We start from the raw sequence: 14183 nt of genomic DNA, 5'->3' as shown, positions 1-14183 counted from the left end.
GAGAAGCTGCTTAATAAGCAAGCAAATGATGACAACTACCTTGAAAAACACCGCTAATACAAGCATTTGGCCTACTGCAGGCCAAATGCTAAAAGAAAGTAACTAATGGAATAAAACTCGAACTAAGGAATACGCAAAGTCTGTATACTTAAAAATGAATTGGTTGTGTTACTGATTCTCACTCCTATCCACTTCAATCACCCCCACCGTACTTACTTAAGCACTCATTACTGATAATTTAATCAGTAAATACAAAAACTTAAAACCCAAACAAAACTCTTCAAACACAATATAATCGATGGCAAGAACTCTCGAAATAACATAAACTTGCGCGCTAAAATTTATAAACCATGTTGTGAATAACCATGAAGCTAAGTACTAAAATATTACTTGTGATTGCCCCCGTAATACTGATCAGTACAGCGGCTTCTAGCTATATCATCTATTCCACGCAAAAAAACAGCTTTATCAAACGTGAAGACAATGCACTGCAATTAAGCATGGAAAAATTAGCAGGCTATTTTCAACAGTCTCGTTCTTTCCTCAACAATTACTCCTACACCCTCACCAATAGTGACCTGGTTAAGCGTTATTTTATGGTTGATGAAAATGTCGACCACCAACGTGAACTGACTGATAACCTAAACGAAACGATTAAGTTACTGCAAGATGGTAACGACAGTTTTACAAGGGTCGCGTTGCTTGATAGCGATCGAGATCTTAAATATTACGCTGACAATACCAATGATCCTTTCGCAAAAATGGATCCCAAGATATTAGAGTTCATTGAGCATCAATATCAAAAAACGTTAGCAACTTCGAGTACGGACTACATACAGAATTCCCAAGGTGAAGGGGTATTAGTTCATTATGATGTTATTGATAAAAAACAGTTTCGACACCAATAAACGATCCACCCAACAATGTGTTTTTTGTGGTTGTATCTGTCTCTCTTGATAAGTTTAATTCACTACGAAAACAGATAGAGTTCGACTATCAAACTAGTTTGTTTTTTACCCCTACGTTAGTGACACAGGGGCGTGAGTTAACACAATCTATAAAGCTAGCACCTGGCCTCTACGCCACGCTCGATCCTGCACCATTCTTATTAGACAACAAACTCAAATCTATCTGGAATGAACTGAGCCTATCCTTTGCCCTATCTGCATTTGTCAGTGTTACCTTACTGCTGATCCTGCTATCTCGCTGGGTGATAAACCCGATCACCCGTTTAGATAGGCAGCTTCAAGAGGTTGAGAAAAAACAGAGAAAAAACATTGAGCGCCTAGGAACAAATGATGAGTTGGGGCGCTTATCCCAACGCTTTTATGATATGTACCAAGAGTTGGATGACACGTACCAACAGACTAAGTTGTTGGCAGAAAATGATCAGTTGACCCAAATAGCCAATAGGCACCAGTTTCAAACCTTCGTGCAGCAGTCGTTGTCAAAACCTAGTTCGAACACCGAAACCTGGGTTCTCTACTTTGATTTAGATAACTTCAAATTTGTGAACGACAAATACGGGCATCAGATCGGCGACTCGATTCTCGTCAGTTTTGCTCAGCGTATCTCCAATATTTGTAACCACTACAAAACAGAATTAAATGCCCACTGTCTGCCAGCCCGACTTTCTGGGGACGAGTTCGTTGTATACATTAATGCTCCAAATCACCAAGAAAATATCGCACATCGATTTTCGAATGATTTACTCACCCCACTACAAAAGGGGTTTGTCACCGAGTCAGGTAATTTCCCGATTACGGTCAGTATTGGTATTGCGACCCACCCTAATGATGGCGATACAATCGAGAAGCTTCTTTCGAATGCTGATACCGCGATGTATCAAGCCAAACGTGCAGGTAAAAACCAATTTGCAGATTACTCGTTAGACTTAGATAAAACCATTCAGCGTCAAGCCAGTATTGAGAGCGCCCTCAGAGAAAATAATTTTGATGAAGAGTTTAAGCTCGTTTACATGCCTTATATGGACTCAACAGGAAGTTATATTATTGGTGTAGAAGTGCTATTACGTTGGCACTCGAAACACCTTGGTTTAGTGCCACCCGATGAATTCATTCCTATCGCCGAACAAACCGGATTATTTGAAATAATTGATCGCTGGGTTATCCAGAATGCATTTGCTTCATTCCATCAACTTCAAGCTCAATTCGATCACTCTATTCAGCTATCGATTAACTTATCTTCAGCCGGGATTAAAACCACTCACCTTGCTGATTTCATCAAAGAGCATGCGAAAATCAATCAGATTCCGCCCAATTTGATCGATTTTGAAATCACAGAAACCTTTTACTCAAACTCTCAGGGGTTCCCATTACTTAACCAGTTATCATACATGGGCTATAGATTAGCAATCGACGACTTTGGTTCTGGTTACACCTCGATCACTCAACTGGTTCAGTATCCAACTCAGAAGATTAAATTGGATAAAACCTTTTTGGACACCTTGATTGAGACAGATAACCAGAACATAGTGAAACCGATTATCGGGCTATGCCATGCTCAAGGGAAAAAGGTCACAGCCGAAGGAATTGAAACTCAATGCATGCATCAGTGGTTACAAGATGCGCAGTGCGATATGCTGCAAGGCTATTATTTTGGTAAGCCTATGCCATTAGAAGAGCTGACGGAATGGTACCGACAGCATCAACTCAATTTTATCGATAATAAAAAGAATCAACCACATGAAATCTGTAATCATCGCATCGCTGAATCCAGCTAAAATTAGCGCCGTTAAAAGTGCATTCTTATCTGCTTTTCCTGATACTGAATTTGACTTCAAAGGCATCAGCGTCCCTAGTGGCGTTGCCGATCAACCCATGAGTAATGAAGAAACCTATCAAGGAGCAGTAAACCGCGTGCACAACGCAACTCAAGCTCAACCTGATTCGGATTTTCATGTTGGATTAGAGTCTGGAATCGAAGGAAAGGTTACATTTGCTTGGATGGTCGTTGAAGCAAACGGTCAGCGCGGAGAATCTCGATCTGCAAGCTTGATGCTGCCACCTGTTGTGCTTGATAAGCTCCAGCATGCGAATGAGCTAGGGGATGTTATGGATGATGTGTTTGGCACAGATAATATCAAACAAAAAGGCGGGGCGATTGGCCTACTAACACATAACCAACTAACACGCAGCTCTGTCTATCATCAGGCTTTAATTTTAGCGCTGATCCCATTTGTGAATCCAGAGCACTTTCCTATCTAGATCTTCGCTAAACTTCGAAAGTCTCAGAGAACAATCACCAGAAATAAAAAACGCTAACATTCAGTTAGCGTTTTTATCGAATTCATAGCCACACTACTCAGTGGTTGCTTAACTCTGTTATTGTTTGAGCAAAAGGTCGGCGATCACGGCTTTCTCTTGTTCAGATTTGGCCTTTAGCTCATTCGAGCCTCTGGTTATCGTCGCGACACCTACTCCCAGCATTTGGCTAACCTGTCGTTGCGACATCTCACCTTTCATCAGCTCACAAAAGATATTAATTCGAGCAACCAAAGCATCTCGCTCGTCTGGTGTCATCATCATGGTCAACAATAGTTCATGTTGATCTTTTTCGACAGCCGTCTTTACCAAGTCCATCAGTTGTTGCCAATTCTCATATTCAGGTTGTGATGCCATATCTCTACACTTACTTTTAAATTCTGACTTTAAAGAGTCGCTTAACGATTGAAAGCGTCGAACACTTTATACCGAAACACTTGATGTGATCCAATGTAAAAAGGCAGTAAGTGGAAATGGTTCGCACTCACTGCCTTTAATATTACTCAGCTTGGAGAAAAATGCAGAAAGCTTAGTATTTTGTTTTTGCCTCGTGAGGTGCTAAAAACGCCCCTTTCTCACCCAGGATATCTCGATAGTAAGTCTCAAACATCAAGATATTCTGAACGTAACCACGAGTCTCTTTAAATGGGATCATCTCGATAAAAGCAAATGCATCGAGCTTTTCATCGCTGCGTGATCGCCACTGTTTCACACGACTAGGGCCAGCATTATACGCGGCAAATGCGAAGATGCGGTTATCATCATATTGAGCGAGTAGGCCATCTAAATAATGACTGCCTATCTCAATATTCTTACCTACATCATAAAGATCATCGCTGCCCTGGTACTTAATCTTATGTTTGTTAGCCGTGTATTGCGCCGTCTTTGGCATAATTTGCATGATGCCACGCGCGCCAACTGGAGAGCGAGCCTCTGAATCCATCGCACTCTCTTGTCTTGCTAAAGACATCAAAGTAATTGGATCGAGATCGTGCTTCTCGGCATAGAAATTAAACCACCACTTATGAGCGACAGGGAAACGTAACGCAATGTTATCCCACATCTTCGCAGAAATACTCGCCGTTACCGTAAAGTGATTCCATCGCTGTGTCGCAGCATGAGCAGCAAGCATCGCTTTTTGCTCTTTATCTGCATGACTTAATAACCAGCGCCACTCACTCTTTGCAGCCGCTATTTTATCTCGCTCAATCAGCTCACCTATGCGAACCAAAGAAGTGTCGAATGGTTTCACCATTTCTGCACTGTATTTAAGGGTCGACGTTGGATAGCTAACAAGCTTATTTAATTGCTTAGCGGCAGCCACACTATAGAAATTACGCTGACCCAAAATGTCTGACAATCGCTTATTACCTTCAGCAGTATCGCCTAGCGCAATCTCAGCTCTACCCTGCCAATACTGCCAGCGAAGCGAAGCTTGATGTTTACCATCTAAGCGCGCAATCCACTCTTTCAAACCCGTCCAATCGGCATGTTGAATAGCTAAGCGAGCACGTCTTTCCAGCAAAACTTGCTTTGATGAACTCGCGAGCATTTTGTCTCGCCACGCCATCAACTCTTCAGAGTCGGTATTGATCAAGCGGAACGCTAGGTAATCCGCGAGCTCTTGGGATTTTTCTTTCGAAAATTTTTGAGCTTTCACAACATCATCAAAAACCTCTTGAGCGCTGCTTGCGGATTTCCTTACTAGCTTCTCGAAACCAAATTCGGTTTGTGCTTGGTAGAATTCATTCGCTGGGTGCTTCTTAGCAAACGCGAGTACATCTTCAGGCTTGTTGTACAACGCCTTCATCTGCTTCGCTTGAGTAATTGACTCATCATGATCTAATTGCTTAACCAAGTAGCTCATTAACTTACCGTTTCGACTCTCGAACGCTAAAAGCATTCTGTCCAGAATCAGCTGATCCGTTCTTAAGCCCGCTTCATCCCAGCTTTCGAAAAGTGAATCACAGTTATCATCAACACCACTGCCACTTAACCAAAGTTGTTTCGCACCTTTAAAGGCGAGATCTTGATTACCTTGTTCATAATTAGCGCGGTAATAGATACATTGATATTTTTCACCAACAGGCTCTTGGGTTTGAAACTCAAGGATCGTCTTCCACTGTTTTTGAGCCGCCAATAAATCTAAATAAGGCGCTCGTATACGATTGGAAAACGGCAGTGCTTTGTTCTCTTCAATAAAAGCATCCACCTCGCTTGGCGTTCGATCACCTAAGCCCAGTAAAAAGGCGCGATAGTCAGTGTAAGGTGTTAACGGGTATGTTTGAATTTTGTTACGAAGTGCTGAATAAGCTTTTAGATCACGGTTGTCTAAAACCTCTTGCGCTCTGTCATAAACATCACGCTGCATTTCAAGCTCGGAAGCATTGCTGGCCATAGCCATTGGAGCCTGTGAAAATGAAAACAAAATTGCCGATGCAGCGACAGCAATTTTCGTATTACCAATGCGGAAAAACATTCGCTCTTTCCTTAGTGCGTGTATGAATACGTGAAGTCTATTTACGCCCGACATCACATCAAATGTAAAGAGTTTGAGTGTAAATATTGTTAATATTTAACACATCGCCTCGAAAGCTTATTAAATATAGTTTTAATGACCAATGTGACAATAATAGGTGAGGATTAGTTCAAGAATGGCTTTTCTGTCCTAGGAGTAACATCTTTGAGAATATTGGTATAAAATAGCAAACAATTTTGAACAATAATTAGGATCGATCGGCAATGGCTGAATACGTATATACCATGTCTCGGGTGAGCAAAACTGTTCCACCTAAGCGTCAAATTCTTAAAGACATTTCTCTTAGCTTTTTTCCTGGCGCTAAAATCGGTGTTTTGGGTCTAAATGGTTCAGGTAAATCTACCCTACTACGTATCATGGCTGGTATTGATACTGATATTGATGGTGAAGCACGTGCACAACAAGGTCTAAAAGTAGGTTACCTACCTCAAGAACCTGTACTAGACGAATCAAAAACCGTTCGTGAAATCGTAGAAGAAGCGGTTTCAGATGTTGCTGACGCACTTAAGCGCATCGACGCAGTATATGCCGCTTACGCAGAACCTGATGCAGATTTCGATGCATTAGCGAAAGAGCAAGGTGAGCTTGAAGCACTGATCCAAGCAAAAGATGGTCATAACCTAGAGACAGCTCTAGAGCGAGCTGCAGATGCACTTCGTCTTCCTGAGTGGGATGCGAAAATCGAATTCCTATCAGGTGGTGAACGTCGTCGTGTTGCTATCTGTCGTCTACTTCTTGAGAAGCCAGACATGCTGCTTCTTGATGAACCAACCAACCACTTGGATGCAGAATCAGTTGCTTGGCTTGAGCATTTCCTTGTTGATTACAGCGGTACTGTTGTGGCGATTACCCACGACCGTTACTTCCTAGACAACGCTGCAGGTTGGATTCTAGAACTTGACCGTGGTGAAGGTATCCCATGGGAAGGTAACTACACATCTTGGCTAGAACAGAAAGATGAGCGTTTGAAGCAAGAAAAAGCAGGCGAAAGCGCACGTCAAAAAACGATTGAGAAAGAACTTGAATGGGTTCGTCAAAACCCTAAAGGTCGTCAAGCTAAGTCTAAAGCTCGTATGGCTCGTTTTGAAGAAATGACGACTGGCCAATACCAGAAGCGTAACGAAACCAACGAATTGTTCATCCCACCAGGTGAGCGTTTAGGTGACAAGGTACTTGAAGTTAAGAACCTAACGAAGTCATTTGGTGATCGCGTTCTTATCGATGACCTATCATTCAGCATGCCTAAAGGCGCTATCGTTGGTATCGTTGGTGCCAATGGTGCGGGTAAATCAACACTATTCAAGATGCTAAGTGGCGCAGAACAGCCAGATTCAGGCACAGTTGAACTTGGCGAAACGGTTAAGCTTGCTTCTGTTGATCAGTTCCGTGACAGCATGGACGACACCAAAACAGTATTCCAAGAGATCTCTGAAGGCGCTGATATCATTAAGATCAACAACTTCGAAATCCCTGCACGTGCTTACTGTTCTCGTTTCAACTTCAAAGGCAACGACCAACAGAAAATCATCGGTCAGCTTTCTGGTGGTGAACGTAACCGTGTTCACCTTGCGAAACTGCTGAAAGCAGGCGGCAACGTACTGCTACTCGATGAACCAACCAATGACCTTGATGTCGAAACTCTACGTGCACTTGAAGAAGCGCTGCTTGAGTTCCCTGGCTGTGCAATGGTTATCTCGCATGACCGTTGGTTCCTTGACCGTATTGCGACCCATATCTTAGACTACCGTGATGAAGGTCAAGTTAACTTCTACGAAGGTAACTATACTGAATACACAGAGTGGCTGAAAAAGACTCTGGGCGCACAAGCGGCTGAACCGCACCGTATCAAGTACAAGCGTATTGCTAAGTAAATTAGTTGTATTTTGAACAAAGGCCGCGATAATAGCGGCCTTTGATATATCTGGCTTACTATTTACCTATTGATATAGAGAAATTACCTATGCTTGAAAGACGTCAATTTTCACGAGTTATTTATCAAGTCCCGACTGAGATCTCACAAGGACAAGTAAAAGTATCAGGCTCGGTGCAAGACTTATCTCTTCATGGTTTACTCATTCAGTGTGATAAATGGCAGCAACTCAGCCACGATGCTCCTGTTCAAGTCAGCTTTAAGCTCACCAACAGTGATATCAATATTCAGTTAGAAGCAACGATAGTCTCTACCATCAATACCTCAATGCGTTTACGCATAGAGCATTTAGATATTGATAGTATTAGCCACCTTAAGCGCCTTGTTGAGCTTAATGTCGGCGACGATGAACTGCTTTATAGAGAGATTGAACACCTTACCGATTTGGGTAAGGAATAATATCTCCATTACCCTTTTTTCTATTAGAAGCATTTAGTTAATACAGAACCATGTCTAAAAAAATTTCCATTACTATTCCCTCTAACCAAGGGGAACAGACGTTTTACTTCGGCCGAAAAGCCGTGCTCATGTGCACCACTGCCATTTTTTCAGTGCCACTGTTAATTGGCGGAGCTGCATACATGCACTTCGAAGGTAAACAAGAGCTCGCGATGCAAGCAGGCGATGCACAACAGTTGATTGAAACGCTGATTGTTGAAAAAGAGCAAACCGAGTTTCTTTACGCTGAGCAGGTAGAAACCAATCACTCGTTATCGCAAACACTGACAGAAAAAGAAGGCACCATTCAACTGCTTGGTAAGCGTGTATTTGATGTGGAATCCGTGCTGGGTCTTGCTGATGAAGAACTGCTTACAGATGATATTTCTTTAGAAGATCGCATTGATGCGGCTGCAGTCGATTCAGCAGTAAGAGCCACGATGTTCCGTTTGATTCCAAACGACAGTCCGATGGCTTATCAACGTATCTCTTCTTCTTATGGTAGCCGCACTAACCCTATTTCAGGTAAACGCCATGTACATACTGGTATCGATCTAACGTGTAAGCGTGGTGAAGATATTGTAGCGCCCGCAGATGGAGTCATTGAAACGGTACGCCCAAGTAAAAAAGGCTTCGGTAACTTTATTACTATGCGTCACTCGTTCGGCTTCATGAGTTCTTACGCGCACCTACAAAAATTCAAAGTTCGCAGCGGTCAGTTTGTGAGTAAAGGTGATGTGATCGCAAGCTGTGGTAACTCAGGTAACTCAACCGGGCCACACTTGCATTATGAAGTACGCTTCCTTGGTCGTTCACTGAACCCTCAATACTTGATGGATTGGACACCGGAGAACTTCAACTACGTGTTCGAGAAAGAGAAAAAGGTTAAGTGGGGTCCACTGGTTCAACTGATTGATAATGTGGTTCGCTTGCAAATCAACCTGACGAATGTGCCTTACATTAGCTCGACCATCGACACGGTATCGAGCGAAGATAGCAAAAAACCTATCACGACTAACTAGTTGTTAATAGATAAGACCTGTTGGTTTGGCCTATGATGATCTCATTGCTTTTAGCCTACTGTAGGCCAAATGCTTTCATAGCGTTCAGTACAAACAAAAAGAGCGACCAGATGGTCGCTCTTTTTTATGATTTCAAATCAGTATTAGCCACGATGAATCGAGTCATGTGCTTGTTTTAAAAGGTTTTGGCTCTCTTGCAAGAACTGCTGCGAGTAGTCGCCAAACCAATCACTGACTTGATTAAAGCTATCAACGAATTTGGCTTTATCTTTCCCATCCAAGATTTCTAATGCTTCACCGAAACGACTATGGAAACGTCGAATCATCTCAATGTTCTCATCAGAAGAAAGAATGATATCACCGTACAAGTTCGGGTCTTGAGCAAACAGACGACCAACCATCGCAATCTCAAGCCGGTAGATTGGAGAGCTTAGCTTCAGAAGCTGATCAATATTCGGGTTCTCTTTACTTAGGTGCAAGCCGTAAGCAAAAGAGGTGAAGTGGCGTAGTGCTTGAATCAGAGTCATACCGTGATCGTGTTCAGCAGCATCCATCTGGCAAAGGCTCGCGCCCCAAATACCAAATTGATTCAGTAACCATTGGTAGCTTTCAGAGCCACGCCCATCGCTGTAAACAATCACTTGTTTCGCAAGGCTTGGAACATCAGGACCAAACATTGGGTGTAACCCAACCACTGGGCCTTGGTGCATGTTCATCATTGCTTGTAGAGGCTTTGATTTTATCGACGTCAAATCACAAAGAATACAATCGCTTGGTAGGTTACCCAACTTCGCAATCACACCTTCTGTCAGGTGAATTGGAACCGTTACAACCACAAGGCCAGCATTATCTAAGATCTCATCGGCTTTGTCCCAATCTTGGCTGCCAAGGATTTTCACTTCGTAACCAGAAAGCTTGAACATACGTCCAAACAGACCACCAAGCTGACCATTACCACCAACGATAACCACTGAACGTAACTCTGGGTTAAGGCACTTAAAACCAGAATCTTTTTCACTGGCATAAGACTCACGCATCGTACGACGTAAAATATCTTCGATTAACTGCGGTGGTACTCCTATTTTCTCGGCTTCTTGACGACGAGATGCCAACATCGCGGCTTCACGTTCCGGTACATAAATAGGTAAACCATGTTCACTTTTTACTTCACCGACTTTCTCCACTAGAGCCAGTCGTTGAGCCAGTAAATCCAACATTTGTTTATCGACAGCATCGATTTGGTCGCGTAATTCGTTCAGTTCAACGGCCATTTTATTCCTTACTCATCTATAAGCCCGTGCCAATCTAAAAGCCCGCACTGATGCAGGTTCGTTAGCAACAGATCTTAAAATGCCCCATTAGATGAGGCACTTAAATTTAAACTCTGACTAACCTTTCAAGCGGTTCTCTAAGAACGGGACTAATTCCGTATGTGCATGTTTCAATAGTGCCTCAGTTGAATCCCAATTGATACACGCGTCGGTAATAGATACACCGTATTTCATCTCATTGAGAGGTATATCTGAAGATTGGTTTCCTTCGTTAATATGGCTCTCAATCATCAGGCCGATAATCGACTTATTACCTTCACGAATCTGATGGATGACATCTTCAGCCACCAGCGGTTGACGACGGAAATCTTTACGAGAGTTCGCATGACTACAGTCGACCATTAGTGCCGCCTCTAAGCCAGACTTGCCCAGCTCTTGCTCACATTCGTGTACCGATACTGAATCGTAGTTCGTCTGCTTACCGCCACGTAAAATTACGTGACCATTTGGGTTACCTTGCGTCGTGAGTAGTGCGACTTGACCTTCACGACTGATACCCATGAAACGGTGGCTAGAAGAAGCCGCCTGCATTGCATTGATTGCAGTACCTAGATTGCCATCCGTACCATTTTTAAAGCCGATTGGCATTGAAAGACCACTCGCCATTTCACGGTGAGTTTGTGATTCAGTCGTACGAGCGCCGATTGCTGCCCAGCTGAATGTATCTGCTAGGTATTGCGGACTGATTGGATCTAGCGCTTCCGTCGCTAGTGGGATTTCCATCTCAGCAAGTTCAACAAGTAACTCACGACCAACATGCAGACCATGCTCAATATCGAAAGTGCCATCTAGGTGCGGGTCATTGATCAAGCCTTTCCAACCAACAGTGGTACGAGGCTTCTCAAAGTAAACACGCATTACAATATACAGTTGATCGCTAAGCTGCTCAGATAAAGCTTTTAAGCGTTTCGCGTACTCTTTCGCCGCTTCAATATCATGGATAGAACATGGGCCACATACTACAAGCATGCGATGATCTTTCTTATGAATAATGTCTGCAATAGTTTGACGAGACTCTTGAATGAAACGACGAGCATTATCACTCAAAGGCAGTTTTGCTTTTAACTCCTCTGGAGTAATCAGTACTTGTTCGTCGATGATATTGACATTGCTTAATTCACTTTTCTGCATAACTCAACCTGTATATTTATTTTTACACCCAATATTTCCATTTGGGCTGACAATCTTTAAAAACACAATAACAGCTACAAAAACGATTGCAAGTGTAAACAATAAAAAACATTCAGTGTAAATTAAAATTTACATGCTCACTTTAATTAACTCTAATACACAAACCAGCTTAAACTGCACCTCACACATACAAAAAAGGCGATATTTCTCATATCGCCTTCTTCAAACTTATAGAGTGTTTATTTATCACCCAGCATTTAACATTCGCTTAATTTGCTCTGAGGCCTCTTTCCATCGACTATCCGAGTGAAGCGTCGATAAATCAAAGCTGTGCTTTTTAAGCAATGAGTTGGCTAAAGGCACCTCTTGAATTGCTAAATGATCAAGAGCCTCAATTTGTGCATCTCGCTTATTACACATCAGCACCATGTCACAGCCAGCATTCAAGGCTGCTTTCGCTCTGTCTGCTGGCCCGCCCATAATGGCAGCGCCTTCCATCGTTAAGTCATCAGAGAACACTAAGCCTTTGAATCCAAGCTGCTGCTTCAATACTTTCTGCAACCAATACTGTGAGCCACTCGCTGGCTGATCATCATAGTGAGAGAAAACCACGTGTGCTGGCATCATGGCATCCAATATTCCGGCTTCAATTTGAGCCTTGAAGATCGCCATGTCAGTTTCAAATATATCGTCTCTAGGATCGTAAGGCGTTTCAAGGTGCGAATCAGCAATCACGCCACCGTGTCCTGGGAAGTGCTTCCCTGTTGTCGCCATTCCAACCGATTTCATGCCTTTAATAAAAGCACTGCTGTGGCGAACGATGGTATCAATATCTTCACCAAACGCTCGGCTACCAATCGCTTTACAGTCGTGACCTTTATCTAATACAGGCGCAAAGCTCAGATCGATATCATGGGCAATCAATTCCGCCGCCATCAACCAACCGGCTTGTTCTGCTAACTGCTCACCATTATTCTTAGTCGCGAATTCTTGAGCGGCAGGGATAATTGAAAAGCCATCGCGAAAGCGCTGAACTCGGCCGCCTTCTTGGTCAACGCCAATCAAAATAGGACGTTTCGCTACCTTACGGATCTCTTTATTTAACGCCGAAAGCTGTTTGCTATCGTGGTAGTTTCGAGCGAATAAGATGAGACCACCAACGGTTGGGTGCTCTAAAATTTCTCTGTCTTCAGCTGTCAGTTCGTAGCCCGCGACATCTACCCACAACGGTCCCATATTTATCCCTTATTAAACCTAATTTCATAAACTTCCCGAGATTATTCTCTTTAAATTTTCTTTACAATGTTTTTAAACCAATCTGTGGAAGACTTTAGGAATGCAGTGCAAGAGCTTAGGAATGGATCGTAAAGAACTGTATATCGGTGTGATGTCGGGAACGAGTATGGACGGTGTTGATACCGCCTTAGTGTCGATTGAAGATTCGCGCATCACATTGCTCGCTCATGATGAGTTCCCAATGCCTGATGATCTCAAAGCGCGTCTGCTTGAAGTTTGTATTGGTCAGAAAACGGATTTGATTGCCATTGGCGAACTAGACCACCAGCTTGGTCATCTATTTGCTGATGCTGTTCTGCAACTTCTCGATAAGTCAGGTACGCCTGCATCTTCTGTGACTGCGATTGGGAACCATGGCCAAACAGTATTCCACCAGCCAACCGGTACTTCGCCATTTACCATGCAGTTGGGTGACGCTAATATCATTGCCGCTAAAACAGATATTCAAACGGTTGCCGACTTCAGACGCAAAGACATGGCGCTTGGCGGACAAGGTGCGCCATTAGTCCCCGCGTTTCACCATACGATTTTTCACCCGCGAGACAGCTCGGTTGTAGTCTTGAATATTGGTGGTATCTCGAATATTTCAGTACTGCGCCCGAATCAGCCTACTCTTGGTTATGATACAGGCCCCGGCAATATGTTGATGGACGCTTGGGTTGATACGCACACGGGTGAGAAGTTTGACCGTGATGCGCAATTCGCACTTAAAGGTCAACTCAGTCAAGCCTTGCTCGAACAGTTATTAAATGAATCTTATCTATCTCAAATGCCGCCGAAAAGCACTGGCAGGGAGCTATTTAATCTACCGTGGTTAGAGCAACAATTAACAGAATTTAAAGACCTTGCAGCAGAAGATGTTCAGCACACACTTTGTGAATACACTGCATTGACGATAGCGAATGAAGTGGAGACTTATCGCTTGGGTAACCAACCTGCGCTCTATGTGTGTGGCGGGGGTACGAGAAATCCACTGTTGATGAAGAGACTGTCTGAACTGCTTCCTGGCTGGGAGGTTGAGTCAACCACCAGTAAAGGCGTTGATGCCGATTATATGGAAGCTATGGCCTTTGCGTGGCTTGCTCAACGTCATGTTCATCAACTGCCAAGCAATTTACCAGAAGTGACTGGCGCGAGCAGAGCGGCCTCTCTAGGCGTTCTCTATCGTGCTGACTAAACAACTTTAGAACCATCATTTTAGAATCACCATTT

General features: G+C 43.2%; 10 protein-coding genes and 1 pseudogene. 6 read left to right on the top strand and 5 right to left on the bottom strand.

Annotated features, from left to right (window positions below; genetic code table 11):
• Positions 1-365: 365 nt before the first annotated feature.
• Positions 366-2743 (top strand): annotated as a pseudogene (locus AB6D80_RS16760) (EAL domain-containing protein).
• The gene (yjjX, locus tag AB6D80_RS16755; RefSeq protein ID WP_017098361.1) at positions 2706-3227 is read left to right on the top strand and encodes an inosine/xanthosine triphosphatase; all 522 of its coding nucleotides are present in this window, start codon (positions 2706-2708) and stop codon (positions 3225-3227) included. Before AB6D80_RS16760 ends, yjjX begins: the two are co-directional and overlap by 38 nt.
• Before the next feature lie 117 nt (positions 3228-3344).
• Here yjjX and trpR read toward each other — a convergent pair whose 3' ends face one another.
• Both trpR and AB6D80_RS16745 read right to left on the bottom strand, forming a co-directional pair.
• On the bottom strand, positions 3345-3641 hold the full coding sequence (gene trpR / locus AB6D80_RS16750) for a trp operon repressor (RefSeq protein WP_009848461.1): 297 nt from the start codon (positions 3639-3641) through the stop codon (positions 3345-3347).
• A 172-nt stretch (positions 3642-3813) separates the two neighbouring features.
• Positions 3814-5763 (bottom strand): transglycosylase SLT domain-containing protein, encoded by a 1950-nt coding sequence (locus AB6D80_RS16745; RefSeq protein WP_371703618.1) that lies wholly within the window; start codon positions 5761-5763, stop codon positions 3814-3816.
• A 263-nt stretch (positions 5764-6026) separates the two neighbouring features.
• Between AB6D80_RS16745 and ettA the strand changes: the two genes are divergently transcribed.
• From ettA to AB6D80_RS16730, 3 genes are all read left to right on the top strand, one after another.
• The gene (gene ettA / locus AB6D80_RS16740) at positions 6027-7694 is read left to right on the top strand and encodes an energy-dependent translational throttle protein EttA (RefSeq protein ID WP_009848459.1); all 1668 of its coding nucleotides are present in this window, start codon (positions 6027-6029) and stop codon (positions 7692-7694) included.
• A gap of 89 nt (positions 7695-7783) precedes the next feature.
• Positions 7784-8152, top strand: a complete 369-nt coding sequence (locus tag AB6D80_RS16735) for a PilZ domain-containing protein (RefSeq protein ID WP_029225872.1) — start codon at positions 7784-7786, stop codon at positions 8150-8152.
• 50 nt (positions 8153-8202) lie between these two features.
• Positions 8203-9213 carry a M23 family metallopeptidase gene (locus AB6D80_RS16730; RefSeq protein WP_017084806.1) on the top strand — a complete coding sequence of 337 codons (1011 nt, stop codon included), beginning with the start codon at positions 8203-8205 and terminating at the stop codon, positions 9211-9213.
• 143 nt (positions 9214-9356) lie between these two features.
• On the opposite strand, the gene tyrA is transcribed toward AB6D80_RS16730, so the two are convergent.
• The 3 genes from tyrA to nagZ form a co-directional block, all read right to left on the bottom strand.
• Positions 9357-10484 (bottom strand): bifunctional chorismate mutase/prephenate dehydrogenase, encoded by a 1128-nt coding sequence (gene tyrA, locus AB6D80_RS16725; RefSeq protein WP_017072892.1) that lies wholly within the window; start codon positions 10482-10484, stop codon positions 9357-9359.
• A gap of 117 nt (positions 10485-10601) precedes the next feature.
• Complete coding sequence (locus tag AB6D80_RS16720) at positions 10602-11675, bottom strand: 3-deoxy-7-phosphoheptulonate synthase (RefSeq protein WP_012603285.1); 1074 nt, start codon at positions 11673-11675, stop codon at positions 10602-10604.
• A gap of 246 nt (positions 11676-11921) precedes the next feature.
• Positions 11922-12911 (bottom strand): beta-N-acetylhexosaminidase, encoded by a 990-nt coding sequence (gene nagZ / locus AB6D80_RS16715; protein ID WP_371703615.1) that lies wholly within the window; start codon positions 12909-12911, stop codon positions 11922-11924.
• A gap of 121 nt (positions 12912-13032) precedes the next feature.
• Here nagZ and AB6D80_RS16710 point away from each other — a divergent pair, with 121 nt between their 5' ends.
• Positions 13033-14148: an anhydro-N-acetylmuramic acid kinase gene (locus AB6D80_RS16710; RefSeq protein WP_371703614.1), complete on the top strand. Its 1116-nt coding sequence runs from the start codon at positions 13033-13035 to the stop codon at positions 14146-14148.
• Positions 14149-14183: the final 35 nt, after the last annotated feature.

Origin of the sequence: Vibrio sp. 10N.247.310.17 (assembly GCF_041466605.1) — a bacterium.
GTDB classification, from domain to species: Bacteria; Pseudomonadota; Gammaproteobacteria; order Enterobacterales; family Vibrionaceae; genus Vibrio; species Vibrio tasmaniensis_A.
This window is presented reverse-complemented; position numbering and strand designations above follow the sequence as displayed.